General features: G+C 57.7%; 26 protein-coding genes, 1 tRNA gene and 1 pseudogene. 22 read left to right on the top strand and 6 right to left on the bottom strand.

Translation table 11 applies throughout. The features are described from left to right. Window positions 1-2: 2 nt before the first annotated feature. Window positions 3-1,328, bottom strand: a complete 1,326-nt coding sequence (locus tag BVL55_RS15065) for an MFS transporter (RefSeq protein WP_075998209.1) — start codon at window positions 1,326-1,328, stop codon at window positions 3-5. Window positions 1,329-1,768: 440 nt separating this feature from the next. Between BVL55_RS15065 and BVL55_RS15060 the strand changes: the two genes are divergently transcribed. The 7 genes from BVL55_RS15060 to BVL55_RS15030 all read left to right on the top strand — a co-directional run bounded on the left by BVL55_RS15060 (window position 1,769) and on the right by BVL55_RS15030 (window position 6,251). Continuing rightward, window positions 1,769-2,035: a hypothetical protein gene (locus BVL55_RS15060; protein ID WP_075998208.1), complete on the top strand. Its 267-nt coding sequence runs from the start codon at window positions 1,769-1,771 to the stop codon at window positions 2,033-2,035. A gap of 17 nt (window positions 2,036-2,052) precedes the next feature. Next, window positions 2,053-2,892 carry a pyridoxal kinase gene (gene pdxY, locus BVL55_RS15055; protein ID WP_075997586.1) on the top strand — a complete coding sequence of 280 codons (840 nt, stop codon included), beginning with the start codon at window positions 2,053-2,055 and terminating at the stop codon, window positions 2,890-2,892. Between the two features lie 5 nt (window positions 2,893-2,897). Beyond that, complete coding sequence (locus tag BVL55_RS15050; RefSeq protein WP_075997585.1) at window positions 2,898-3,710, top strand: DUF429 domain-containing protein; 813 nt, start codon at window positions 2,898-2,900, stop codon at window positions 3,708-3,710. 71 nt (window positions 3,711-3,781) lie between these two features. After that, window positions 3,782-4,423, top strand: a complete 642-nt coding sequence (locus BVL55_RS15045; protein ID WP_075997584.1) for a carbonic anhydrase — start codon at window positions 3,782-3,784, stop codon at window positions 4,421-4,423. A 25-nt stretch (window positions 4,424-4,448) separates the two neighbouring features. Beyond that, the gene (locus BVL55_RS15040) at window positions 4,449-4,904 is read left to right on the top strand and encodes a hypothetical protein (RefSeq protein WP_075997583.1); all 456 of its coding nucleotides are present in this window, start codon (window positions 4,449-4,451) and stop codon (window positions 4,902-4,904) included. 348 nt (window positions 4,905-5,252) lie between these two features. Further along, window positions 5,253-5,771, top strand: a complete 519-nt coding sequence (locus BVL55_RS15035) for an invasion associated locus B family protein (protein ID WP_083649568.1) — start codon at window positions 5,253-5,255, stop codon at window positions 5,769-5,771. Between the two features lie 404 nt (window positions 5,772-6,175). After that, window positions 6,176-6,251, top strand: a tRNA-Thr gene (locus BVL55_RS15030). Between the two features lie 101 nt (window positions 6,252-6,352). Here the strand turns inward: BVL55_RS15030 and BVL55_RS15025 are convergent. After that, a complete protein-coding gene (locus tag BVL55_RS15025; RefSeq protein ID WP_075998207.1) occupies window positions 6,353-6,571 on the bottom strand; it encodes a helix-turn-helix domain-containing protein in 219 nt (72 codons plus the stop codon). 95 nt (window positions 6,572-6,666) lie between these two features. Here BVL55_RS15025 and BVL55_RS16655 point away from each other — a divergent pair, with 95 nt between their 5' ends. The 8 genes from BVL55_RS16655 (at window position 6,667) to BVL55_RS14990 (ending at window position 11,759) form a co-directional block, all read left to right on the top strand. Then, window positions 6,667-6,819 carry a hypothetical protein gene (locus tag BVL55_RS16655; RefSeq protein WP_156892570.1) on the top strand — a complete coding sequence of 51 codons (153 nt, stop codon included), beginning with the start codon at window positions 6,667-6,669 and terminating at the stop codon, window positions 6,817-6,819. Between the two features lie 476 nt (window positions 6,820-7,295). Continuing rightward, a complete protein-coding gene (locus BVL55_RS15020; RefSeq protein WP_075997581.1) occupies window positions 7,296-7,697 on the top strand; it encodes a ketosteroid isomerase-related protein in 402 nt (133 codons plus the stop codon). A 3-nt stretch (window positions 7,698-7,700) separates the two neighbouring features. Then, a complete protein-coding gene (locus BVL55_RS15015) occupies window positions 7,701-8,297 on the top strand; it encodes a GNAT family N-acetyltransferase (RefSeq protein ID WP_075997580.1) in 597 nt (198 codons plus the stop codon). 66 nt (window positions 8,298-8,363) lie between these two features. Next, entirely contained in the window at window positions 8,364-8,846 is a 483-nt protein-coding gene (locus BVL55_RS15010) for a tellurite resistance TerB family protein (protein ID WP_075997579.1), read from the top strand. 6 nt (window positions 8,847-8,852) lie between these two features. Next, window positions 8,853-9,590 (top strand): glutamine amidotransferase, encoded by a 738-nt coding sequence (locus tag BVL55_RS15005; RefSeq protein ID WP_075998206.1) that lies wholly within the window; start codon window positions 8,853-8,855, stop codon window positions 9,588-9,590. Window positions 9,591-9,685: 95 nt separating this feature from the next. Continuing rightward, window positions 9,686-9,979 (top strand): YggT family protein, encoded by a 294-nt coding sequence (locus BVL55_RS15000; RefSeq protein WP_075997578.1) that lies wholly within the window; start codon window positions 9,686-9,688, stop codon window positions 9,977-9,979. Between the two features lie 14 nt (window positions 9,980-9,993). Then, window positions 9,994-11,232, top strand: a complete 1,239-nt coding sequence (gene rlmN / locus BVL55_RS14995; RefSeq protein ID WP_075997577.1) for a dual-specificity RNA methyltransferase RlmN — start codon at window positions 9,994-9,996, stop codon at window positions 11,230-11,232. 8 nt (window positions 11,233-11,240) lie between these two features. After that, entirely contained in the window at window positions 11,241-11,759 is a 519-nt protein-coding gene (locus tag BVL55_RS14990) for a hypothetical protein (RefSeq protein WP_156892569.1), read from the top strand. Here the strand turns inward: BVL55_RS14990 and BVL55_RS14985 are convergent. Then, a complete protein-coding gene (locus BVL55_RS14985) occupies window positions 11,743-12,384 on the bottom strand; it encodes a LysE family translocator (protein ID WP_075997575.1) in 642 nt (213 codons plus the stop codon). The two genes, BVL55_RS14990 and BVL55_RS14985, sit on opposite strands and share 17 nt — an antisense overlap. Before the next feature lie 201 nt (window positions 12,385-12,585). On the opposite strand from BVL55_RS14985, the gene BVL55_RS14980 reads away from it, so the two are divergent. The 3 genes from BVL55_RS14980 to BVL55_RS14970 all read left to right on the top strand — a co-directional run bounded on the left by BVL55_RS14980 (window position 12,586) and on the right by BVL55_RS14970 (window position 17,500). After that, the gene (locus BVL55_RS14980; RefSeq protein WP_075998205.1) at window positions 12,586-13,806 is read left to right on the top strand and encodes an argininosuccinate synthase; all 1,221 of its coding nucleotides are present in this window, start codon (window positions 12,586-12,588) and stop codon (window positions 13,804-13,806) included. Window positions 13,807-13,941: 135 nt separating this feature from the next. Further along, window positions 13,942-15,354 (top strand): TAXI family TRAP transporter solute-binding subunit, encoded by a 1,413-nt coding sequence (locus tag BVL55_RS14975; RefSeq protein ID WP_162841521.1) that lies wholly within the window; start codon window positions 13,942-13,944, stop codon window positions 15,352-15,354. Window positions 15,355-15,439: 85 nt separating this feature from the next. Continuing rightward, the gene (locus BVL55_RS14970; protein ID WP_075997573.1) at window positions 15,440-17,500 is read left to right on the top strand and encodes a M3 family metallopeptidase; all 2,061 of its coding nucleotides are present in this window, start codon (window positions 15,440-15,442) and stop codon (window positions 17,498-17,500) included. A gap of 11 nt (window positions 17,501-17,511) precedes the next feature. On the opposite strand, the gene BVL55_RS14965 is transcribed toward BVL55_RS14970, so the two are convergent. After that, a complete protein-coding gene (locus tag BVL55_RS14965) occupies window positions 17,512-18,318 on the bottom strand; it encodes an ion transporter (protein ID WP_162841520.1) in 807 nt (268 codons plus the stop codon). Window positions 18,319-18,498: 180 nt separating this feature from the next. Between BVL55_RS14965 and typA the strand changes: the two are divergent. Continuing rightward, window positions 18,499-20,321: pseudogene (gene typA / locus BVL55_RS14960) on the top strand (translational GTPase TypA). Between the two features lie 8 nt (window positions 20,322-20,329). Here typA and BVL55_RS14955 read toward each other — a convergent pair. Beyond that, window positions 20,330-21,247, bottom strand: a complete 918-nt coding sequence (locus BVL55_RS14955) for a SprT family zinc-dependent metalloprotease (RefSeq protein ID WP_075997571.1) — start codon at window positions 21,245-21,247, stop codon at window positions 20,330-20,332. Between the two features lie 183 nt (window positions 21,248-21,430). Between BVL55_RS14955 and BVL55_RS14950 the strand changes: the two genes are divergently transcribed. Further along, window positions 21,431-21,937: a GNAT family N-acetyltransferase gene (locus BVL55_RS14950; RefSeq protein ID WP_075997570.1), complete on the top strand. Its 507-nt coding sequence runs from the start codon at window positions 21,431-21,433 to the stop codon at window positions 21,935-21,937. A gap of 25 nt (window positions 21,938-21,962) precedes the next feature. Here BVL55_RS14950 and BVL55_RS14945 read toward each other — a convergent pair whose 3' ends face one another. Next, the gene (locus BVL55_RS14945; RefSeq protein ID WP_075997569.1) at window positions 21,963-22,535 is read right to left on the bottom strand and encodes a shikimate kinase; all 573 of its coding nucleotides are present in this window, start codon (window positions 22,533-22,535) and stop codon (window positions 21,963-21,965) included. A gap of 169 nt (window positions 22,536-22,704) precedes the next feature. Between BVL55_RS14945 and BVL55_RS14940 the strand changes: the two genes are divergently transcribed. Together BVL55_RS14940 and BVL55_RS14935 are read left to right on the top strand one after the other, a co-directional pair. After that, window positions 22,705-22,851, top strand: a complete 147-nt coding sequence (locus BVL55_RS14940; RefSeq protein ID WP_075997568.1) for a histidine kinase — start codon at window positions 22,705-22,707, stop codon at window positions 22,849-22,851. Between the two features lie 145 nt (window positions 22,852-22,996). Further along, entirely contained in the window at window positions 22,997-23,926 is a 930-nt protein-coding gene (locus BVL55_RS14935; protein ID WP_075998204.1) for a site-specific tyrosine recombinase XerD, read from the top strand. Window positions 23,927-23,936 lie beyond the last annotated feature (10 nt).

Below are 23,936 nucleotides of genomic sequence, written 5' to 3'. Positions count from 1 at the left end.
CCTTACTCCTGCGGATTATCCGCCGGATAGGGCGTAGTGCGGATGATCAGGAAGCCGACCAGCAGGAAGATCAGAATGACTGCCATGCCGGCGCGCTGGGATATGGTGATCGAGGTAACGACACCGATCAGAAACGGCGCGAGAAAACTTGTCGCCCTGCCGGCAAAGGCGTACAGGCCGAAATAGCGGCCGGCTTCATCCTCGGTAACACTGCGCGCAAGCCAGGAGCGCGAAGAAGCCTGCACCGGACCGAAAGCCAATCCAATCAGCAGGCCATAGGCAATGTAGGCTTTTTCAGCGGGAGTACCGAACAGGCCTCCCGTGTCTGCTCCGGGCAGGGCCAACAGGCCGAACAACGTGTATCCGGGCCCTGTTGAAACAATACCGAGGGTCGCCACGAAAAGGAGAAGGATGGAGACCGTCACCACCCACTTCGAGCCGAAGCGGGTGTCGAGCCAGGCAGCCGCAAAACAGCCGGGGATTGCCACGATATTGAGGATGATCCCGAAAATGCCGATTTCTGCTGTCAGCCAGCCGAACATCGAGGCGGCAAACGCCCCGCCAAGCGCCAGCAGGGCATTGACCCCGTCCTGATAGATCATGCGGGCTACCAGAAACCGGAAAATGCCTGCACGCTGCCTTGCTTCGATAAGCGTCGTCTTGAGTTCGGTCAGGCCGCGGCTGACCGCCTGGCTGATTTTCCGCCTGCCGCCACTGTCCGGTGTAAACAGGAACATCGGCAAGACAAAAATGAAATACCACACCGCTGACAGTGGTCCGGTAATCCGGTCGCCTTCGGCTTTGGCCGGATCGAGGCCGAACAGCGGATCGAAACCCAGGAACGTCTTGCCGGTATCCGGACTTGCGGCCAGAAATGCCACCACGACAATCAACATGATCATCCCGCCGAGGTAGCCAAGCCCCCAGGCAATGTTGGAAACCCGGCCTATTCCTTCCTTGGAAACCAGGCGCGGCAGCATGGAGTCATTGAAGACAATCGAAAACTCGGCCGATACCATGGCCAGCGCAAAGATCGACACGATTAGGAAAAGATTGGCGCCCGGCTCGGCATTCCACAGGGCAAACAACGCTGCGATCTTCACGACCGCAAAGATGGCAATCCACGGTTTTCGTGGGCCTGTTTGATCGGCGATCGATCCGAGGATTGGCGACAATACGGCGATCACCAGGCCGGCAGCGGCAATGCCGAACGTCCAGACCGCCTGGCCCTGGGCGGGGTCTTCTGCAAGACGCGAGACGAAATAGGGCCCGAATATGAAGGTGGTTACGATGGTAAAGAAAGGCTGTGCCGCCCAATCGAACAGCATCCAGCCAAAAATACCCCGCTTGGGAGCCTTTCTCGGCGAATTCGGCACGCCGGTGCCTCGTCCCGTTCTGCCGCCAGTTACTGCCGGCGTTTCCTCTGACACCAAGTTTCCTCCCCGCCCCGAAGCCATGCTGCTGTGTTTACCTGAACTGGGATCCGCCAGCGTTCCTCCTGCAACAGCGGCCATTGGAACTATGGCAGGAAAACGCTTTTTGCACCAGCTACCTGCGGTTCAATTGATCCCGCAGATGAAACCGTACAATACTTCGGTCAGGACCCCTGCTTGCCGGTTTCATAACGACCCGGCCGCGCCTTCACGGCAAGTGATTCCGTTTTGCCCGCCGGATGCTGTAGGATTGGATGGAAACGGCCAGCTGTCGTTCATCACGGCATCATGGAAAGCGGCAACCGATGCCCGACACAAGACTGGAGAGCGACCCGATGACCAACAAACGGCCCAATACGGATAATGCCCGCGCCGAGGAGTCAAAGCGCATTCTGGAACGCATCGAGCGCGAGTCGGAAACCGTTGCAGCCTCCTCAATGGCCCGGACCTCCGATCTTCTTCGCAAAGGTCTCTCCGGCAAGGACGGAAACAGTGAAGATGCTGACCCGGTGGAGGTTCTGGGAAAACGTATCGGCCGCACACTGGGCTGGATCGCCATGATTGCCCTGGTGGTTTATCTGTTGGTTACCTACGTCTTCTGACCGGCGGGAAATTGACGATGAAAAAGCCGGTTATCACGATCTCCAGTCATGTGGTGCGCGGATCGGTTGGAAACCGGGCATCGGCTTTCGCGCTTGAAACCCGCGGCCATCCGGTTTGGGCGGTTCCCACCATAACCCTGCCCTATCATCCCGGCCACGGCACCGCGACCAGAATTGTTCCCGGCCATGGTCGGTTTCAAAGCCTGCTGGACGATCTTGCTGATTCGCCATGGGCAGCAGAACTTGGCGGCGTCCTGACCGGTTACATGGCGGACGCCGTTCAGGCGGAAGCGACAGCACGCTTTACCGCCAGGCTGAAGCAACGAAACCCCAACCTGCTCCATCTTTGCGATCCTGTCATCGGCGATGAGGGCGGGCTTTATGTCAGCGGAGAAACGGCCGCTGCAATTCGCGATCATCTTGCGGCAAGGGCCGACATCCTCACGCCGAACCGGTTTGAACTGCAATGGTTGAGCGGTGAAGATGTTCTGGATGCAGGCAGTGCCCGCAAGGCGGCAGAACACCTTGCCCCGGCAATGATTTTGGCAACGTCGATCCCCGCCATGATGCGCGGCAACATCGCCAATCTGCTCGTTCATGAAAACGGGGCGATGCTTGCCGAACACCGAATGGTGGAAAATGCCCCCAAAGGTCCTGGTGATGCTGCCGCAGCGGTTTTTCTCTCCCGTCTGCTCGACGGCGAATCGCCGGAAAAGGCGCTGCAGGCAACCACTGCCAGCATATTTGAACTGGTGGCAAGGGCTACAAGACGTGGTGCTGATGAACTCATGCTGGAAACCGATTCAGCTTCCCTTCTGCGTCCGGCAGCCATGGTTTCCACGCGCAAACTGATCTGAAAACCATGCAGCAGGCTTCACCATTGCAAAACGCCCATCCGGCCCAAACCGTATTGGCCGGCATGGATGGCTGCCGGGCCGGTTGGATCTCCGTGCACACCACAACCGGAAAGGACAATCAAGCTGCTGCGCCAATGGCGGATGCTGCTGTTTCGCTCTTTGCAACCATCGAAGAGGCCGTAGCTGCCTTCGGCGCTTCGACCATTATTGCGGTGGACATGCCAATCGGTCTCCCCGAGAAAACCGGCGCTGGCGGAAGGGGGCCCGAACAGGCGGTGCGGCCGCAGCTTGGTGCGCGGCAATCCTCGGTATTCTCCATTCCCTCCCGAAGCGCAGTTTATGCCGGTACTTATGGAGAGGCTTGCCATCTGGCGCAGGAGACCTCCGACCCACCCCGAAAAGTCTCCAAACAGGCATTCAACCTGTTTCCAAAAATCCACCAACTTGATCGATTCCTGCGGTGCACGAAAGATGATCCTGCTTTTGCCGGAATCACCCTTTATGAGTGTCATCCCGAGTTTGCATTTGCCGTGCTGAACCATGGTACGGCGATGCAACTTCCCAAAAAAATCAAATCGAAAGTCAATCCGGCAGGAATTGCGGAACGAAGACGGCTGCTTGAACGGCTGGGCTTTGATCAGGAATTCTTGAGGCATGGCATCATGGGTTTCAAGGCGGCCGATGCCGCATTGGACGACTTCATTGACGCTTGTGCCTGCCTTGCCGTTGCCTGGCGTGTGGAGCAGGGTCTTGCCCATCCGCACCCGGAACAATACAAACGCGACGCGCACGGCCTGCCCATTGCCATCTGGGCCTGAGCCAGAGTGAGGACTCGTCAACCGGCGCGAAATGGCACCGGTCGCCGCATGATCGCTTGAAGGAAACGAAGATGAAAAATTTTCCCGCACGCCTTCTTAAAGGATATCAGGATTTCATGGAGGGGCGGTATACCACCGAACGCGACCGCTATCACGAGCTTGCTGAAACCGGACAGAAGCCTGAAATCCTGGTGATCGCCTGCTGTGATTCCCGCGCAGCGCCGGAAACGATCTTCAACTGCGGGCCGGGAGAATTGTTCGTCGTTCGCAACGTTGCAAACCTCGTACCGCCTTACGAGCCGGACGGCAGCTATCACGCTACTTCTGCAGCCCTGGAGTTCGCCGTGCAGGCATTGCGCGTCAAGCACATCCTGGTAATGGGCCATGGGCGCTGCGGCGGAATTTCCGCTGCCCTTGACCCGGCAGACAAGCCGCTTTCTCCCGGCGACTTCATCGGCCAGTGGATGAGCATGCTGGCGCCCCTTGCCGAACAGGTTTCCTCTTCCGATGCCTTGACCAAGGCAGAGCGGCAAACAGCCCTTGAACGCATTTCGGTGCGCAATTCGATCACCAATCTGATGACCTTCCCGTGCGTCGACATCCTTGCGCGGAAGGGAAAGCTCACCCTGCATGGTGCCTGGTTTGATATTTCAACCGGTGAATTGTGGGTGATGAATTCCGATACCGGTGATTTTGCCCGGCCCGGACGCTAAACACACCAACACAGAAAGAACGCCCATGACACAAGCAGGGAAATCTGAAAGCCGGTCTCGTCCGTTTGTCGGCGTGCTGGTTGCAGCCTTCACCCTTTTGTCGATCACCGGATCTGCCGCCGCAAACGGCGATCTGCCGAAGCCGGTTCAAGCCTGGTACCAGGCACTGGGTGACGTTGACCGGAAGGGACTTGACAGCATGCTGGCTGAAGGTGCGCGGATAGAGCTTCGCGACCTCGGCATCGTCCAGACAAAAGGCGAGTTTCTCGATTCGCTGGATGCATGGGCTGAAGCCAACCGGGATGCGGAAATCCTCACCCGGCCCGGCAAGAATACGGGCGATGCCGATGCGGTTTCTGTCGAGGTCTGTTACCGCTTTCCTTCCAATGAGGCTCTGTTCAAGGAAACCTTCAGGCTTGAAGGCGAGCAGATTATCGAATCGGTCCAGGAGCAGATGGCAGAAAGCTGCGGCGAATTTTAAGGGAGTCCCTGCTGGAAGGGCAAACGGTATACAGGCCGCGCAAACTCATCCACTTGGGGCGTTATTGGATGAGCCTGGCGGCCTGTTCCCGAGAGGGAAGCTCTCATGGACCGGCACCTGTAACTGTTCAAATGCCGGTAATTTCCTGTTTAGTTGGTTTGCGGCATACGCAGTGTGCAATCCGTCACAACGCTGCAGTGTTTTGACATCTGCTTGCATGGCCCAGAAGAGCTCTGCCATAATCGGGATCAGGGGCTTGTGCCCGCAGCATTGCGAGCCTCAATGGGTCGCAAAGCACCTTGTTCGCGCAAGGTGAGCTTCGATTAGGCTTTCAAAGGCAGGCAACAGATGAGTCGATCACCCCTGTCGTGGCTTTGCAGATCACTCACCATTGGCATCATTCCTGTCTTGTTGCTGCCCTCGGCAAGCTATTCGGAATGGCAAACCATCTGCCAGAAGAAGATCTGCATGCTGCAAAATCAGATACGCAGCCCAACAGACCAAAAGATACTTGCCCGCATTTCCATGCGCCGGCTCACAGCCGCCGACCGGGAGGTTATTAATTCAGAAACCGCAAATCAAATGTTTGCAGTACTGTTTCTTCCTTTGGGAATTCACATTCCATCCGGCGTGACGGTCATCATCAACGAGGAAATGCTGCTGAAGGCCAATCTGTTGGATTGCACCAAAAAATATGGTTGCAGGGCAGCATTCGCGCCGACGAGCCAGGTTCTGGAGGAAATGGGAAAACAGGAAGCAATTACCGTGTCGATCGTACTTGCGGAAGAGGCGAAGCAGATAAATTTCGCATTCGAGATGGAAGACTTTTCCGACCATCTGAATACCTTTCACCGCCCAAAGCCCTAGGCTGTATCGACATTTAGGTTTCGGACGCGGCGCGAGACGGATTTCGTCTCTGGCAAGGCGAAAATTCCGCCGTGGTGTGGCCCCACCACAAGGGGTTTTCAACGATGCCAGGGGCAAAATCCGCCGCGTTCTAGAAGAATACGGCGAAAATTGCCCACTTCGGCGTCGCGGAACCTCGAAAGGATACCGACCGGTCATCGGTCCCGCTCCTGGAATTGAACGATTTTCCCCCATACCGCGCTCCAAATCCCAAATGTCGATACAGCCTAGGGCAATTCAGGGATTGACCGCCTTGGCGCGGGGCTTTCCAAGGCGCCGGTTTTGTGGTTAAAGCCGCTCGCGGAGTGAGCGTGCGTCTGGCTTCGTTCGGGCTTTCGGGTTCTTCAACAACCTGATCGTATCGGGCCGCTTTAGCTCAGTTGGTAGAGCATCGCATTCGTAATGCGGAGGTCACGTGTTCGAGTCACGTAAGCGGCACCAGCCAACACGCTTATTGTAAAAACAAATGAGTGCGGCACCACAAAATCGTGCCGTCTCTGTTATCCAGAAGCCGGGAATGAACCGTTCTGCAGGCGCCGGTTTCACGGTTCATTCCGGTATTGGAGCAGTTTCGCCACATCTATTCCCAGTGCTCCGGCAATTTGTTCAACAGTCTCTAGGGTGACGTTCATCTGCCCGGCCTCAACGCGGCTGACATAAGCCTGATCGGCGCCAATGCGCATAGCGAGCTCTTCCTGCGACACATCTAACCGCTTGCGCTGCTCTCTTACGGCAAGGCCGAAATGCTTCTTGATCTCCATGACCAAGAAGTCGCCGACAAGACCCTCGCTTATCCATGTATTATAATACATATTCCTGCTAAACAGATACTACGCGAAAACCAAGGAATGAGCCTGTGGAACCCTACAATTTCTGGCAGGACTTATTCGACACATACCAGTCGCTGTCCGACTGGATGAAATTTGCATGGTTGATCGTGCCACCGGCGTTCGTGTTGGGGCTGGTCGCGATCGTGCTGCATTTTCGTATGGCTGGCGCGCGCAAATAAGGGCCTGCGGGAGGTGTATCGCCTCACCTCCTTCGTCATCCTCGGCCTTGAGCCGAGGATCCAGTGCACAACGACCAGCGCTGGATCGCCGGCTTTCGACGGCACTTCGTTTGTCTTTCGCCATCGGCGGCGCTTCGCTTGCCTCGGGTCAGACCCGGCGATGACGAATGTTGATGGTTCGCTGAATGAGGGTACATCCCGGAATGGGTCCTCGGGACAAGCCCGAGGATGACTACCGTTGTTGGCTCATTGACATTGGGCAGATCACGGAATGGGCCCCAGAAACTTGCTTGCTGCGCAAGCTGCCCGCAGATGACATAGGGATGCGCAAGGTTTGAACCAGTAAATGCCATGACACGGCAGCAATTTGCTGGGCGTGAACGGCGAGGTGTGCCCTGATTTTTGTTTGACGCAGGAGCGGGATGTTCTAGATCGGCTCATGTTTCATCACCAGCGCAGAAAAAGGAGCGTGGCGCATGCAGGCCAGATCCATCATCGAAGCCTATTTTGATGCGTTCAACCGGGGCGACATGGCAGCGCTTGAAGGGCTGCTTGACGAAAAGGTCGAGCATCATGTCAATCAGGGACCGGTGCGGCCGGGCATCGAAAAGTTCCGGGCCTTCAATGCCCACATGGCCGAATCCTACAGGGAGGAAATCTCCGACCTGGTGATTTTCTGCAACGGGGACGGGACGCGGGCTGCGGCGGAATTCCTGGTATCCGGCACCTATCTTAAAACCGATGAGGGATTGCCCCCTGCCAAGGGGCAGCGTTACGAACTGGCTGCCGGTTCGTTCTTCACGCTCAAGGACGGCAAGATCACCCGGGTGACGACCTATTACAACCTGCAGGACTGGATCCGGCAGGTTTCCGGGTAAACGATGACGAGCTGCAACGTCACCATAAAGCCCCTGACCGGAAGCGCGCTGGAAGAAGCCATACCCGGCCTTGCCCGCCTGCGGGTATCCGTCTTTGCCGAGTTTCCCTATCTCTACGATGGCGACGATGCCTATGAGGCGCGATATCTTGAAACCTACCGTGAGGCCGGCAACGCGATCGTCGCCGGTGCGTTTGACGGGGAAAAACTGGTGGGCGCTGCCACCGGCACGCCGATGCTGGAACATGAGGCGGAATTCGCCGCCGCGTTTGATGGCCAAGACTACGATCTGACAAAGCTTTTTTACTGCGGAGAATCGGTGCTTATGCCCGATTATCGCGGCCAGGGCATCGGGCACCGGTTTTTCGATGTGCGCGAGGCCCATGCCCGCGGCCTCGGCGCGACCCATTGCTGTTTTTGCGCCGTGGTGAGGCCAGATGGTCATCCGGCCCGGCCATCAGGCTACCGGCCGCTTGACGCCTTCTGGGAAAAACGCGGCTACCGGAAGCTTGCCGGGGTCACCACCACCTATCGCTGGAAGGACATTGGCGAAGCAAGGGAAACCGGCAAGCCGATGCAGTTCTGGATGCGGAAATTGTGAGCGGTTCATGCAAGCGGAAAACGGGGTGACTTTACGCCGCGTGCTGCCCGCGTTACATGGTTTTGGATGTTCGATCGAATAAAAGCGCTCTTGCTGGAACAGGATGGACCGGAGGAAAATCCGGCGACGCCCGATGAGCAGCATCTCGCCGAAGCGGCGCTGATGTTTCATGTCATCGTTGCAGACGGCAATGTGCGGGATGTTGAAATCGACCGCATGCGCGCCGTGCTGACGGAGCGCTACAATCTCAGTGAAGAGGCATTTTCGGAGCTTCTGGAAGCAGCGCGGCAGGCGGAAAGCGAGGCGGTAGACCTGTACCGTTTCACTTCGCTGCTCAACAAGCGCTTTGACCGCGATCAGCGCATCGCGATGATCGAACGGCTGTGGGAAATGGTGTTCGCCGACGGGGAGTTGCACGAGTTCGAGGACAATGTGGTCTGGCGGGTTGCCCAATTGCTTCATGTGGAATCGCCGGACCGCATTGCCATGAAGCAGCGCGTTCGCGACCGGGCGGCACAGGATGGCGGGCAGCAGGAAGGGGAAAGCTGAACCGTGCTGCTCAAGACCCCGAAAGAACTGAGGAACGATGCACAGCCGAAAATCCTGGCGGTTCTGCATCAGGCAACATCGTCCTGCGGGCGCCTCGGCATGATGCTGGAGGCGATGGGCTATGAGATCGATATCCGCCGCCCGCCGCTTGGCGAGGAGCTGCCGGCAACGCTGGAAGATCATGCCGGCGCGGTTATCTTCGGCGGCCCGATGAGCGCCAACGACAATGAGGAATTCGTCAAGCGCGAGATTGACTGGATTGAAGTGCCCCTGAAGGAAAACAAGCCGTTTTTCGGCATCTGCCTGGGCGCACAGATGCTGTCGAAGCATCTCGGCGGGTCGGTGCGGGCCAATGAGCGCGAATATGCCGAGATCGGCTATTATCCGCTTGAAGCGACTGAAGAGGGCCGCAATCTCATGGATTGGCCGGACATGGTCTATCAGTGGCACCGGGAAGGCTTTACCCTGCCCTCGGGCGCAGAACTGCTGGCAACCGGCGAAGAATATGAAAACCAGGCCATGCGGGTTGGCAGCAATGCCTATGGCGTCCAGTTTCATGCCGAACTGACATTTGCCATGCTTTACCGGTGGACGGTACGTGCCGAGCACCGCTTTTCGCTGACGGGCGCCCAGCCGCGGCAGGCGCATATTGACGGGCGCTACCAGCACGATCCGAAGGTGCGGCGCTGGCTGGAGGACTTCCTGGATCACTGGGTAGGCCCGGCGCATGTTCATAGCCGGTAGCGGTTTTCTTCCAGGCCGGGCAGGCCGCCTGATGCGGCTTTGCTTGAAACCGGCGGCAAGGACGTCTATCTGGAGCAAAACCGGAGACCAGTTGAATGCGCGCCCTTTTTGAAGTCCTCTATCTCGCCCTCGATTTCTATATCTGGATCATCATCGCCAGTGCGGTGTTTTCCTGGCTTTACGCTTTCAACGTGGTCAACATGAATAACCAGTTCGTCGGCATGATCGGCAATTTCCTGCATCAGATGACGGAACCGGCGCTCAGGCCTATCCGGCGGTTCATGCCCAATCTCGGCACGATCGATATTTCGCCGATCATCCTGATTTTTGCGATCTTCCTTCTCCAGCGCATCATTGCCTACAACATCATCCCCAATCTTGCGTTCTGACGGGCGCTGCGACGATGGCCGTCACCCTCGACCTATCCGATCCGAAGACCCGGCCTTCCGGTCCGGCGGGCATGGCTGAAAAACCGGTGCTTGTCGGGCTGACACGCCCGCAAATGCAGCAGGCGCTGGCCGAGGCCGGCATTCCGGAAAAACAGGCGCGCATGCGAGCCTCCCAGATCTGGCACTGGCTGTATATCCGCGGCGTTTCGGACTTTTCGGCGATGACCAATATCGGCAAGGAATTGCGGGCAACGCTTGCGGAAAAATTCTCCATTGCGCGGCCGGAAATTGTCGAGGAACAGATTTCCGGTGACGGCACCCGTAAATGGCTGTTGCGGTTTCCGCCGCGCGGGGCCGGCAGGCCGGTGGAAGTGGAAACCGTCTATATTCCAGAAGAAGGCCGCGGCACGCTGTGCATCTCCTCCCAGGTGGGCTGTACGCTGACTTGTTCATTCTGCCACACCGGCACGCAGAAACTGGTGCGCAATCTGACGGCTGAGGAAATCCTGTCGCAATTGCTGGTGGCGCGTGACCGGCTTGGGGATTTTCCCGATGCCGATACGCCCCAGGGCGCCATCGTGCCGCTGGAGGGGCGCAAGGTATCGAACATCGTCATGATGGGGATGGGCGAGCCGCTCTACAATTTCGAGCATGTGAAGAATGCCCTGCTGATTGCTTCCGACGGCGACGGGCTGGCCCTGTCGAAGCGGCGCATTACCTTGTCGACCTCCGGCGTGGTGCCGTATATCGGACGTACCGGGGAGGAAATCGGCTGCATGCTGGCGATCTCGCTGCATGCGGTGCGCGATGAATTGCGCGATGAGCTGGTGCCGATCAACAAGAAGTATCCGCTTGATATGCTGCTCGATGCCTGCCGGGCCTATCCAGGGCTCTCCAATGCCAAACGCATTACCTTCGAGTATGTGATGCTGAAGGGTGTCAACGACTCGCTTGGCGATGCCAAGGAACTGATACGGCTGCTGAAAGGTATTCCTGCCAAGATCAACCTGATCCCCTTCAATCCGTGGCCGGGTTCGGCCTATGAATGTTCGGACTGGGACACCATCGAAAGATTTGCCGACTTCATCAATGCCAATGGTTATGCTTCGCCGATCCGCACACCCCGTGGGCGCGATATACTGGCCGCATGCGGCCAGTTGAAGTCGGAGTCCGAACGCTTGCGCAAGAAAGAGCGCGAAAAACTGGAAAGCCTTGCGCTGGAGGCGATGATGATCGCCGGCCACGGGGAATAGATCGGGGTTTGATGCAGTTCCTTGGCCACCTCATCGTTCGGCTTTTGGCGGTTTCCTTCGGCCTTTTCACAGCAATGCTGGCAGCGAGCCTGTTTCTTTCCGCCGGAATTTTCGGGGGCATGGCCACCGAGTTTCTTGCTGATCTGCAATGGACCATCGAAGGCGACCCCTATCTGGAGCCAGTCGATACTTCGCCGCTCGTTACCCTTCTGGTGGTGGTCATCGGGTTCTTCACCTCTTTTCACGTGGCGGGACTGGCAGCACTGCCGATGCTTCTTGCCGTTGGTCTGGCGGAATTCATGCGCTGGCGCGGCATGACGATCAACCTGGTGCTGGGCGGACTGGTGGCGCTGGCTACGGGACTTTCGGTGTTCGGCGATGCGGGCGGTGAGGGATTGCCATCTGACGGGACACTTGTTGTTCTGCTGGCAACCGGTTTCGTTGGGGGGTTTTTCTATTGGCTGATTGCCGGGCGCAGTGCCGGCAAATGGCTCGATGCGGGCAAGCCGGTCAACCGCGCTCGGTAAACAGGATGCGCACGGCAAAGGCGCCAAAAATGCCGGCAAACAGATAGTCGACAATCCTCGTCACCTTCGGGTTTTCCTTCATCCAGGCGGCGAATTGTCCGGCGAGCGCGATCAGCGGCACCAAGATCACCATGGCAATCAGCACAAACAGGGTGCCGAGAAAAAGCAGTTTGCCGGAAGCATACGGGTCTGCGGTGGAGACGAACTGCGGCAGGAAGGTCATGAAAAAGATGATGATCTTCGGGTTAAGAAGGTTGATGGCAAGTCCCTGAAACCAGTTGCTGAACATCGAGCGCGGATTCTGGCTCTTTTCCGAAATCTGAAATGTAGAGCCGTGGCGGATGGCATCGAACGCCAGCCAGCCGAGATAGGCTGCACCGGCAATCTTTACCGCCGTAAACAAGGCCGGTGAAGCAACGATCAGTGCCGAAAGGCCGAAGGCAACGAACAGGCTGTGAAAGACGATGCCTACCAGGGCGCCGCCGAAAGCAGCCAGTCCCGCATGAACATTCTGGGCGATGGCGCGGCCGATGAAGAACGTCATGTCGGGTCCCGGCGTAAGCGTAATGACGACAACGCCTGCGACATAGGCCAGCAGAACCGGGGTTTCGGGGATGAAATTCACGGGGCACTCTCTGGTTTGTTGCTGTTCCAGTCCCGACACTAACTTCAGTGGAAGTTCGTGCCAATAACCGTGCGGCGATGGCGAGGCGAATTTGCGCAGCCGCCAATTCCCTCTTGCGAACGCAAAACTTGCCGCTATGTTGCCGCCAGCCTGACGGCCCTGCCGTCAATTGAATGCATCTCAAACATTGTGAAACGTCCCATGGCAGCTCCCAAAGCAAGAAAAGTTGTGCTCGCCTATTCCGGCGGGCTGGATACCTCGATCATTCTCAAATGGCTTCAGACGGAGCTTGATGCGGAGGTCGTCACGTTTACGGCCGATCTGGGCCAGGGCGATGAGTTGGAGCCGGCGCGGCGCAAGGCCGAGATGCTCGGCATCCGGGAAATCTACATTGAAGATCTTCGCGAGGAGTTCATCTCCGATTTCGTCTTCCCGATGTTCCGGGCCAATGCGGTTTATGAAGGAATTTACCTGCTGGGGACATCGATCGCCCGGCCGCTGATTTCCAAGCGACTGGTGGAAATTGCCGAGGAAACCGGCGCGGACGCGATTGCCCATGGCGCGACCGGAAAGGGCAATGACCAGGTGCGGTTCGAACTGTCTGCCTATGCGCTCAATCCGGACATCAAGGTGATTGCGCCATGGCGCGACTGGGCATTCAAATCCCGCACCGATCTCATCGAGTTTGCCGAAAAGCACCAGATTCCCGTGCCCAAGGACAAGCGGGGCGAGGCGCCGTTCTCCGTCGATGCCAACATGCTGCATTCCTCCTCGGAAGGAAAAGTGCTGGAAGACCCGTGGGAGGAAGCGCCTGAATACGTCCACATGCGCACCGTTTCGCCGATGGATGCACCCGATCAGGTTACCGAGGTGGAGATTGAGTTCGCCAGAGGCGATCCTGTAGCGCTAAACGGCAGGAAACTCTCTGCAGCAGCCCTGTTTGAAAAACTGAACAATCTTGGCCGCGATAACGGGATTGGCCGGATCGATCTGGTGGAAAACCGTTTTGTCGGCATGAAATCGCGCGGCGTATATGAAACGCCGGGTGGAACGATCCTGCTGGCAGCGCATCGTGCGATGGAATCAATCACGCTCGACCGCGGGGCGGGGCACCTGAAAGACGAATTGATGCCGCGCTATGCGGAGCTGATCTATAACGGCTTCTGGTTCTCGCCGGAACGCGAGATGCTGCAGGCAGCGATCGACCAGTCCCAGCAGCATGTGGAAGGCAAGGTGCGTCTCAAGCTCTACAAGGGCAATGTGATCGTTGCAGGCAGGCAGAGCGACAAGTCGCTCTACTCTGAAGAGCTGGTCACCTTCGAGGACGACCAGGGCGCTTATGACCAGAAGGATGCGCACGGCTTTATCCGTCTCAACGCACTTCGCCTGCGCACACTTGCTGCGCGCAACCGCCGCAGCTGATCGCAGAGCATTACCTTTCGTCAATCGGAGATTGATCTGACTGCACGCAACCGCTAGCCTGTTTGCATGCCGGCAACTGCTGTTGCCTGGCAACAGCAGCGAACCGGGCAGGCCCGGGCTGAATGGGGGCGAGCCATGGCAGAGCGGTCTGGGAAGACACTGCCGTCCGAGGGTGAAAGTGAGGCCGAAGGCAGTCTTTCCACCTATGAAAGGCATGCGCGAAGCGAGGCAAACAAGCGCTCGGTAGGCCGCAAGCGCTTCTGGCTGTGGAGCCTGATGGCCGGATTGCTGGCGCTGACAGTGGCAGCCGCGAGCTGGTTTTACCTAAATCGGGAACAACCGCTTGTCGTGCTCAAGGTGGCGGCCGGCCCGTACCGCTCCGACTCCTATGAAATGCTGCGGGAAATTGCAGAAGTCGTGGAGCGCCAGTCGGACCGCATGCGTCTTGAAATCACCGCAACGCGCGACTCCTCCACCAACATTACCCTGCTCAACAACCGCCAAACGGACCTGGCCACCATCCGTTCCGACACGCCGGTCATTGCCGACATCAGGATGATCGCAGAACTGTTTCCGGATTTCTTTCAGGTCATAACCAAGCCGGAAAACGGCATTTTCTCGGTGCATGATCTGGAGGGAAAAACCGTTGCCATACCGCCATTCGGGACAGACGAGTTCCGCTCTTTCTGGGCTGTCGCCGATCACTATGATCTTTCTATAACCGGCGTTAAATGGATTGCCATGCCGTTTACAAAGGCAGCGAGTGCATTCTTGTCCGACCGGATCGATGCGATTTTCACGGTACGCTCGCTGCGTGACCGGCTGCTGCTCAATCTGCATGAAGACGCGATTCTGAAGCGCCAGAACCTGAAGCTGCTGGCCATCGATCAGGCGCCGGCCATCTCTGTAAAACGGCCCTTCCTGCGCGCGGAGACAATACCCAAAGGCACTTTTGCCGGCGATCCGGCAGTGCCCCGCAGAGACACCCTGTCGAGCGTGGTCAGCCGGATCCTTGTCTCACGCGAGGATGTGGATGTTGAACTGATGCGCGAGCTGACCTCGATCCTGTTCGAGAACCGGCTCGATCTGGTTATCCGCTTCGCGCTTGCCTCGGCTATTCGCATGCCTGATCCAGCGGTTGGCCTCAACATCCCCCTGCATGACGGCTCGGAAGCCTATTTCAACCGTAACGAGCCATCTTTTCTGCAGGAGAATGCCGAGCCGATCGCGCTGGTGGTAACGGTAACCGGTCTGCTTATTTCCGGTCTCTTCACGTTGAGGGCGCGGCTTACCAGCGGCCAGAAGAACCGTATGGACAGCTACAATTACATGCTGCTGGAAATCGGCGAGCGGGCGCGCAACAGTAAAAAGCGGCAAGAATTAAGAAAGCTGCGCCGTGATCTCTACCAGATTCTGGAAACGGTGGTGCGGGCGCTCGATACGGACGAGGTTACCGAGGAAGGTTTTCAGTCCTTCTCTTTGTTGTGGGAATCGGTTCGCGAGATGATCAAGGACCGGGAACAGGAACTGGAAATGAGCGTTTCGTGAAGTTGCATTCCGATTTCCTGCTTGCTGCAGATGGTGCGGGTTCCTATGTGTTGGGAAAACAATCCCTCATGTTCTGGAACCTCTCATGGCCCGCAAAAAACAGCTGTTCAAAGACGTCAATCCCGAAATTCTGTGCTGGTCGGGCAAATACGACCTGCCGCGCTTTGAGAAGATCGCGAACAGTGATTTTGCACCGGCCTTCGAAGCGGCGATGAAGGCTGGCCTTGAAGAAATTGATGTCATTGCCGGACAGAAGAAAAAGCCGACCTTCAAGAACACAATTATCGCGCTCGAGAAGGCGGAAGATGCGCTGAACCGGGTCTCGGCCCTGTTCTGGAACCGGGCGGGCGCTCATACCGACGATGTCATACAGGCGGTTGAACGGGACATAACCCCGAAACTGTCGCGCTATTCCTCCAAAATCGCAATGAATGCCAAGCTGTTCAAGCGCATCGATGCGCTGTGGGAAAGGCGCAAGCACTTAAAGCTCAGCACGGAAGAAGAGCGTGTGCTCGAGCGCTATTGGAAGGGTTATGTGAAGTCCGGTGCAAAACTGCCCAGGGCAGAGCAAAAGGCATTGGCTGAAATCAACGAGCAGCTCGCTTCCCTGGGGACGCGGTTCGGGCAGAACCTGCTGGCGGATGAGGCCGGCTGGCACATGGAAGTTGGCGAAAATGCGCTACCCGCGCTGCCCGGGTTTTTGAAACAGGCAATGGCGGCTGCCGCCGAAGAGCGCGGCATGGAGGGCAAGCATGTGGTGACGCTGGCGCGCTCCATCATCGAACCCTTTCTTACGTTTTGCGACGTGCGTGAGTTGCGCGAACAGGCGTTCAAGGCCTGGGCAGCGCGTGGTGAAAATGGTGGCAAAACCGACAACCGGGAAATCATCGAGAAGATTCTGGCTTTGCGTGACCGCAAGGCGAAACTGCTTGGCTATGAAAACTATGCTGCCCTGAAGCTTGATGATACCATGGCAAAAACACCGCAGGCAGTGAACGAGCTCCTCGAGAGTGTTTGGGAAAAGGCGCTTGCAAAGGCCAAAGAAGAAGAAAACGAACTGGCCGCGCTGGTTGCTGCCGAGGGCAAAAATCATCCGGTAGCCCCCTGGGACTGGCGTCATTACGCGGAGAAACTGCGGGCACAGAAGTTCGATTTTTCCGAAAGCGAACTCAAACCCTATTTTCAGCTGGAGCAGGTTATTGCCGCCTGTTTTGATGTGGCCGGGCGTTTGTTCGGTATCACGTTCAAGGAACGCAAGGGCGTCACAGCCTATCACCCTGATGTGCGCGTGTTCACCGTGCACAACAAAAAAGGCAAACGGATCGCGACCTTCCTCGGCGATTATTTTGCGAGGCCTTCGAAACGCTCGGGCGCGTGGATGAGCAGCTTCCAGCAGCAGCACAAGCTGAAGCGCGAAGATGGTAAAAAAGGGCAAAAGCCAGTCATCTACAATGTGATGAATTTCGCCAAGGGCGATCCGGCTCTGCTGTCGCTGGACGATGCCCGGACCCTGTTTCACGAGTTCGGCCACGCCCTGCACGGCATGCTGTCGGATGTTACCTATCCTTCGGTGTCAGGAACGGCGGTTTCTCGTGATTTCGTCGAATTGCCGTCACAGCTCTTCGAGCACTGGCTGATGGTGCCCGAACTGCTTGCGAAATATGCCGTACATGCAGAAACCGGCGATCCCATTCCCGAGGCGTTGATTGCCAAGGTGAAGGCGGCAGAAACCTTCAATGCCGGCTTTGAGACCGTGGAATTTACCGCTTCCGCACTGATCGACATGGCCTATCACACGGCGGGCAAGGTTGCCGATCCCCTGGGTTTCGAGCGGGAGCAGTTGAAAAAGCTCAACATGCCCGATTCCATCATCATGCGGCATCGATCGCCACATTTTGCCCATGTGTTTTCCGGCGACGGGTATTCGGCAGGCTACTATTCCTACATGTGGTCGGAAGTGCTGGATGCCGATGCCTTCCGGGCATTCGCAGAAAAAGGCGATCCATTCGACAGAAAAACCGCGAAGAAGCTGAAAAAGCATATCTATTCTGCCGGCGGCTCAGTCGATCCGGAAGAAACCTACAAGGCGTTCCGGGGCAAGCTGCCTTCTCCCGAAGCAATGCTGCAAGGGCGTGGGCTGATATAGCCATTTGCCGTTCAGGCGTCGGGGTGTTCGGCCAGTTCGGATGCCTCGCGCATGGAGCGCCTGGCATCTTCACGATCCTTGGTCAGGGCGGCGCGGCGCTGTTTGTCCTCCTCGCGGGCCTGGGTGAAGGCCGAGGCGATCAACCCGGCCGGAAGGGCAACAATGCCCAGTCCGATCATGAGGATGATGAAGGTGAAGATCTTTCCGCCAACCGTTACCGGAAATATGTCACCATAGCCCACTGTGGTGAGCGTGGTAACGGCAAACCAGAAGGAATGGGGAATGGAGGGAAAGGCTTCCGGCTGCGCATCGTGCTCGAAGATGAAAATGCCAACCGCGGTACAGAACATCACCAGCACGGCAAACATGAAGACCACGACCAGCTCGCGCCACACCAGTTCGAAGGCGCGTTGAAGGGTTTCCATGTTGGCAATGAAGCGCAGCAGCTTGGCAATGCGCAGGATGCGCAAGGTCCATAGCGCTTCACCGCCCGGCAGACCCAACAGCAGGCCGGCCCAGAACGGTGCGATGGCGACAAGGTCGATCAGGCCCCAGAAACTGAAGACGTATCGGAGCTTTGCGGGTGCCGTCCAGTAGCGCAGCGCATATTCGATCGTGAAGATAATGACGATGATCCAGTCGAAAACCAGCAGCGGTCCGGACCATTGACTGGGGAAATCTGGAAGCGTTTCGATCGCCATCAGGCTGATCGAAATCACGATCAGCACGATCATGGCATAATCGAAGGCATGGCCATAGCGGGGATCGCGGCCCCAGACGAAATCGGCAATGCGGGTTTTGGTTTGAGAACCTGCCATGGCAAATTCCCATACCATGCCTGCATGGCCGGGCTGCAAGCAGAGAATGCGATTTTGCTTTCACCCGGCCGGAAATTCGGGTATGGGTGCCGCGAATTTCCAACAATCAGAACGCCGCAGCGCTGGCATGGCTGGCGAACCACACCTTTTGGCCTGCGGCAACAAACAAGAGATACAGCGATGACAATGCGCAATATCGCAATCATTGCCCATGTTGATCATGGCAAGACGACACTGGTGGATGAGCTGCTCAAGCAATCGGCGACCTTCCGCGATCACCAGCGGGTGGAAGAGCGGATGATGGATTCCAACGATCTGGAGAAGGAACGCGGGATTACCATTCTTGCCAAGGCGACTTCGGTCGAGTGGAAGGGTGTTCGCATCAACATCGTCGACACGCCCGGCCACGCCGATTTCGGCGGCGAAGTGGAGCGCATCCTGTCGATGGTGGATGGCGCCGTTCTGCTGGTCGATGCGGCCGAAGGCCCGATGCCGCAGACAAAGTTCGTTGTCGGCAAGGCGCTGAAGGTGGGCCTTAAGCCCATCGTGGCGGTCAACAAGATCGACCGGTCCGATGCACGGCCTGACGAAGTGGTGAACGAAGTATTTGATCTGTTTGCCAATCTCGATGCAAACGACGAACAGCTTGATTTTCCGATGCTGTACGGTTCGGGCCGCGATGGCTGGATGAATGTGGCGCCGGAGGGTTCCAGAGACGAAAAACTGGCGCCTCTTTTCGACCTGATCCTCGACCACGTGCCGGAGCCAGGTGTCGGCGCCGGGCCGTTCCGGATGATCGGCACCATTCTGGAGTCGGACAATTTCCTTGGCCGCATCATTACCGGCAGAATTCATTCCGGTTCGATCAAGGCCAACCAGCCGGTCAAGGTGCTCAACCGTGATGGCAAAACCGTGGAAACGGGCCGGATATCGAAAATTCTTGCGTTTCGCGGAGTCGAACGGGTAGCGCTCGAGGAGGCCCATGCCGGCGATATCGTGGCGATCGCAGGCCTTGCAAAAGGCACGGTTGCAGACACATTCTGTGATCTGGCCGTCACCGAACCGCTGCTGGCACAACCGATCGACCCGCCGACGGTGACCATGACTTTTTCCGTCAACGATTCTCCGCTTGCCGGAACTGAAGGCGGCAAGGTAACCAGCCGGATCATCCGCGATCGCCTGTTGCGGGAAGCAGAAGGCAATGTGGCGCTGAAAATCGAGGAAGCTGCCGAAAAGGACAGTTTCCATGTTTCCGGGCGCGGTGAACTGCAGCTCGCAGTGCTGATCGAGACGATGCGCCGGGAGGGTTTCGAGCTTTCGGTTTCACGGCCGCGTGTCGTGCTGCAGAAAGCCGAGAACGGTCAGCAATTGGAGCCCGTGGAAGAAGTCGTCATTGATGTCGATGAGGAATATTCCGGCACGGTGGTGCAGAAGCTTTCCGAGCGCAAGGCCGAAATGGCCGAACTCAAGCCGTCGGGCGCCGGGCGTGTCCGGATGGTCTTTCACGCACCCACCCGCGGGCTGATCGGCTATCAGTCCGAATTGATGACGGATACGCGCGGTACGGCAATCATGAACCGCCTGTTTCATGCCTATGAGCCCTGGAAGGGCCGATCGGCGGGCGCGTCAACGGTGTTTTGATCTCGCACGATCAGGGCGAGTCGGTGGCCTATGCCATGTTCAACCTGGAAGATCGCGGCCCGATGATCATCGATGCCGGAGAAAAGGTCTATGCCGGGATGATCATTGGCATTCACAGCCGCGACAACGATCTTGAGGTCAATGTGCTGAAGGGCAAGAAGCTGACAAACATGCGTGCGTCCGGCAAGGACGAGGCAGTCAAGCTGACGCCGCCGGTGCGCATGACGCTGGAACGGGCGCTTTCCTGGATTCAGGATGACGAATTGGTGGAAGTAACGCCGAAATCAATCCGTCTGCGCAAGCGCTATCTGGATCCCCATGAGCGCAAGCGGTTTGAAAAGGCGCGCAACAACGCTGCCTGAGCCACGGATCAGGCGGTGGTGATGGTCCTGCGCACTGCGGCCAGCGGTGCACGGTCATCGAACCGGAGTTCCCCGCCGGCCATCATCACACCCAGGTCCTTCCACAATTTCTGGAGACCTGGATCGTAGGGGTCTTCACGCATTTCCTGCCAGGCATCAATCAGGACCGTGGTGCCGGTTGCCTTGTCACCGAGCGCCAGGGTTTCGCCGAAGTCCGCTTGCTGGCTGAAATCGAGCTTGGCATTGATGCCGCGCAGGGCATCGCGCAAGCCCATGCGATTGCCGGTTGCCCGGCGGCAGCGAATATCGCAGATGAGGCAGAAAATGGCGCCGCCCCAGTATGTGCGTGCCCAGTTCTGGGTCACGTCATACCCCTTGTCGCCAGGGGCGGGCACGCCACGCGGCATCATTTCAACGAAGTCGGCCCACATCTGCCGTTCATCCATGTGGCCTGCCATGATGCGGCTGATCGGCTCCACATATACCGCGAGCCCTTCCACCATCCAGTCATGACGGCGGCTTGCGATATAGGGAAAGGCAAGGTGCGTCATCTCGTGGACCAGCACCCAGTCGTCGGAAAGCAGGTTTTTCTCGGTCGCGCCCATGGGCACGGACAGTTCCAGACGCAGTGGATCAGATGGCCATGCCCGTCCGCCTACCCTTCGCCGCCCGGTGGTAAATAGCACGGAAATCTGCACCTTGGGGACCGGGAAACTGCCATAATAGGCTGCAACGGCCTGTGCTGATTTTCTGATCCAGGCCTCGACAAGCGCCAGCGAACCGGGATCGGATTTCCCTGTTACAGACCATTCGGCCTCAGCGCCCTTGCCGTCGAGGCTGATAGGGGAAAACTCCCTGGCACCGGCGGGTGTCGCGGGTGCCAGGCTTGCTGCGCCTGCCAGTAGGAGGAAATCACGCCTCTGCATGATGCCATCTCACCTCAAAGCGGTGGCTGCGGCCAGACACAATTGCGTGTTTGGAATGCGGGCCGGAAGTGGGCGCTTCCAGCTTGCATGACCTAACCCGCTTTAGTGCCGGTTTTCGGGGATTGAACAGGCTTTTTCCGTTTTTTGCTTTTGGTTAACAAAATCTTAACGTATGCTTTGCTCATGGGTACGCTGACGCTCAACGTAAGACGCGCCGGCACGGCGGATGGAGGCGATATTGCCGCCATTCACGATGCTGCCTGGTGGAACGCCTATTCCGGCATGATCCCGCCGCGTGCGCTGACGCGGATGATCCAGCGGCGCGGAAAGGCCTGGTGGCAAGCCGCGATCAGCCGGCAAACCGTCATCCTGCTGCTGGAGATACAGGGCAAAACAGTGGGGTATGCCACTGTGGGGCGCAATCGGGTAAAAACGCTGCCTTTCGACGGTGAGGTCTATGAACTCTATCTGCTGCCCGAATATCAGGGCATTGGAGCGGGGTCGCATCTGTTTCTTGCCGCAATGGGAGAACTGAAACGGCGGGGCCTTTCCGGCGCGGTTGTCTGGGTGCTGGCCGACAACCATTCCGCCATACGATTCTACGAGAATGCAGGCGGCAAACAGGTTGCGGAGGGAAAAGAAACCTTCGACGACCGGGATTTGAGAAAAATCGCCTTTGCCTGGGGCTGAATCGCAGCAGATCCTCGAACGCCGGTTATGAATTGCCGGTTTTTCCAAACAGCCTACCGGCCAGCGCTGCCAGCACGGCATCGTGGGTATGTGCCTTGGAAATACGGGAAGATTCCACATGGATATCGGCCAGCGCATAGACCGGCTCGCGGGCTTTCTGCAGGTCGCCAAGGGTCTTGCGGGGATCGGTCGTATTGAGCAGCGGCCTTGTTCCGGGGCGGCGGGAAACCCGGTTGAACAACAGTTCCAAATCGGCTTTCAGCCAGACCGAGACGCCCTGGCGTGATATGGCCTGCCTGGTCTTCTCCGACATGAACGCACCGCCACCCAGGGACAGCACAACAGGGCCGCCGGAAAGCAGGCGTTGTATGACCCGTTCTTCGCCGGCCCGAAAATAAGGTTCGCCATGTTTTTCGAAGATCTCGGGAATATCCATATTGGCGGCGGCGACAATTTCCTGATCGGAGTCGCAAAAGGGTATATCGAGCGTTGCGGCGACCAGGCGGCCGATGGCCGTCTTGCCACTGCCCATCATGCCGACGAAGGCAATACACTTATTGCCGAGGGCTTCGCGTAACTGGGTCCCGTTGACGGTCATGAAAGTGCCGCTTGTCCTCACCTATCTTGCGGGTTCTGGCCCTGAAGCCGGTTTACAGCCAGTACGAGCAGCATGGCTTATGCAGCGATAAATTGCATCCCGGCAAACGAGATTGAATTGCTGCGATGCGTTTGCCATATTGAAGCATCCAAGCCAACAGGATAGCCGAATGCCAAGCCTGATCCGATTTGTTGTTTTCTGCGGTGTGCTGGCCGGCATCGCCTATGGCGCCGCCTTCGCACTGGTGCATTATGTGGAGCCCGAGCCGCGGGAGGTTCTGGTTCGCGTTCCCGCCAACAAGCTCAACGTTCAGTAAGGCGGTTTGCGGCCCTTGTGCCGCGGTGAATATCCTGTGACCGGGGAACCCCGTATATGAGGCACAAATCACCGTGAATGCTTCGACTGCCAATCCCCCTGCAGCCAATCAGGACGATGCGCTGCTGGCAGAATCCTTTCTGGAAATGATGAGCGCGGAGCGCGGCGCAAGCCCCAACACGCTGAATGCCTATCGCCGGGACATCAAACGCTATCTTGGCTTTCTCGCCGGCAAGGCGAACAATTGTATCGCGTGCGACAGTGAAACCGTGCGGCGGTTTCTGGCAACGGTTGCAGACAGCGGGGCGGCGGCCTCCACCCAGGCAAGAATCCTTTCTTCCGTGCGGCAGTTTCACAAGTTTCTGTATGGTGACGGGATGCGCGACGATGATCCGACGGCAACGGTGGATGCGCCGAGGCAGAATCGGCCGCTGCCCAAGATACTGTCCATTGAGGAAGTGGACCGGATGATTGTTCTGGCCGAGTCTGAAGCTGCCCGCAAGAATGGTACTCCGACAGGTATTCTGCGCCGCTTGCGCATGCACGCGCTGCTGGAGATGCTCTATGCCAGCGGTTTGCGTGTCAGCGAACTGGTGGCATTGCCGCGGACAGCCGCGCGGGGCGACGGGCCATTTCTGACGGTGCTGGGAAAGGGCAACAAGGAGCGCCTGGTGCCGGTATCGGCCAGGGCGCGCGAGGCGCTCATCCGTTATTGCAAGGTGCTGGAGGCAGGCGAAGCCAAAAGCGGCGAAGTTTCGCCGTTTCTTTTTCCTGCCGCCGCCAGGAAAGGCCATTTGACACGGCAGGCTTTTGCACGGGAATTGAAGGACCTGGCGATCAGGGCAGGGCTTGTACCTTCGCGGATATCACCCCATGTGTTGCGGCATGCTTTTGCGAGCCACTTGCTGCAGAATGGAGCGGATTTGCGGGCTGTGCAGCAATTGCTGGGGCATGCCGACATTTCGACCACGCAGATTTACACCCATGTGCTGGACGAGCGGCTGCGCGAACTGGTGGAAAGCCACCATCCACTGGCAAAAGCGAACAAACTGGCAAAAGCGAATAAAAAGAGTTAGTACCGGCCCG

The organism is Salaquimonas pukyongi, from assembly GCF_001953055.1.
Lineage (GTDB): Bacteria > Pseudomonadota > Alphaproteobacteria > Rhizobiales > Rhizobiaceae > Salaquimonas > Salaquimonas pukyongi.
The sequence above is the reverse complement of the archived record's forward strand: the minus strand, read 5'-3'. Positions and strand labels throughout refer to the sequence as shown.

What these genes read in the sequence shown, in the direction of transcription:
- BVL55_RS15045 (WP_075997584.1), top strand. Translation starts at nt 3,782, where the DNA reads ATGAAAAATTTTCCCGCACGCCTTCTTAAAGGATATCAGGATTTCATG.
- BVL55_RS15050 (WP_075997585.1), top strand. Translation starts at nt 2,898, where the DNA reads ATGCAGCAGGCTTCACCATTGCAAAACGCCCATCCGGCCCAAACCGTA.
- BVL55_RS14970 (WP_075997573.1), top strand. Translation starts at nt 15,440, where the DNA reads ATGGCCCGCAAAAAACAGCTGTTCAAAGACGTCAATCCCGAAATTCTG.
- BVL55_RS15025 (WP_075998207.1), bottom strand. Translation starts at nt 6,571, where the DNA reads ATGGAGATCAAGAAGCATTTCGGCCTTGCCGTAAGAGAGCAGCGCAAG.
- BVL55_RS14955 (WP_075997571.1), bottom strand. Translation starts at nt 21,247, where the DNA reads ATGCAGAGGCGTGATTTCCTCCTACTGGCAGGCGCAGCAAGCCTGGCA.
- pdxY (WP_075997586.1), top strand. Translation starts at nt 2,053, where the DNA reads ATGAAAAAGCCGGTTATCACGATCTCCAGTCATGTGGTGCGCGGATCG.
- BVL55_RS14940 (WP_075997568.1), top strand. Translation starts at nt 22,705, where the DNA reads ATGCCAAGCCTGATCCGATTTGTTGTTTTCTGCGGTGTGCTGGCCGGC.
- BVL55_RS15020 (WP_075997581.1), top strand. Translation starts at nt 7,296, where the DNA reads ATGCAGGCCAGATCCATCATCGAAGCCTATTTTGATGCGTTCAACCGG.
- BVL55_RS15040 (WP_075997583.1), top strand. Translation starts at nt 4,449, where the DNA reads ATGACACAAGCAGGGAAATCTGAAAGCCGGTCTCGTCCGTTTGTCGGC.
- BVL55_RS15010 (WP_075997579.1), top strand. Translation starts at nt 8,364, where the DNA reads ATGTTCGATCGAATAAAAGCGCTCTTGCTGGAACAGGATGGACCGGAG.
- BVL55_RS15015 (WP_075997580.1), top strand. Translation starts at nt 7,701, where the DNA reads ATGACGAGCTGCAACGTCACCATAAAGCCCCTGACCGGAAGCGCGCTG.
- BVL55_RS15065 (WP_075998209.1), bottom strand. Translation starts at nt 1,328, where the DNA reads ATGCTGTTCGATTGGGCGGCACAGCCTTTCTTTACCATCGTAACCACC.
- BVL55_RS15000 (WP_075997578.1), top strand. Translation starts at nt 9,686, where the DNA reads ATGCGCGCCCTTTTTGAAGTCCTCTATCTCGCCCTCGATTTCTATATC.
- BVL55_RS15035 (WP_083649568.1), top strand. Translation starts at nt 5,253, where the DNA reads ATGAGTCGATCACCCCTGTCGTGGCTTTGCAGATCACTCACCATTGGC.
- BVL55_RS14965 (WP_162841520.1), bottom strand. Translation starts at nt 18,318, where the DNA reads ATGGCAGGTTCTCAAACCAAAACCCGCATTGCCGATTTCGTCTGGGGC.
- BVL55_RS14950 (WP_075997570.1), top strand. Translation starts at nt 21,431, where the DNA reads ATGGGTACGCTGACGCTCAACGTAAGACGCGCCGGCACGGCGGATGGA.
- BVL55_RS14975 (WP_162841521.1), top strand. Translation starts at nt 13,942, where the DNA reads ATGGCAGAGCGGTCTGGGAAGACACTGCCGTCCGAGGGTGAAAGTGAG.
- rlmN (WP_075997577.1), top strand. Translation starts at nt 9,994, where the DNA reads ATGGCCGTCACCCTCGACCTATCCGATCCGAAGACCCGGCCTTCCGGT.
- BVL55_RS15060 (WP_075998208.1), top strand. Translation starts at nt 1,769, where the DNA reads ATGACCAACAAACGGCCCAATACGGATAATGCCCGCGCCGAGGAGTCA.
- BVL55_RS14980 (WP_075998205.1), top strand. Translation starts at nt 12,586, where the DNA reads ATGGCAGCTCCCAAAGCAAGAAAAGTTGTGCTCGCCTATTCCGGCGGG.
- BVL55_RS14935 (WP_075998204.1), top strand. Translation starts at nt 22,997, where the DNA reads ATGATGAGCGCGGAGCGCGGCGCAAGCCCCAACACGCTGAATGCCTAT.
- BVL55_RS14945 (WP_075997569.1), bottom strand. Translation starts at nt 22,535, where the DNA reads ATGACCGTCAACGGGACCCAGTTACGCGAAGCCCTCGGCAATAAGTGT.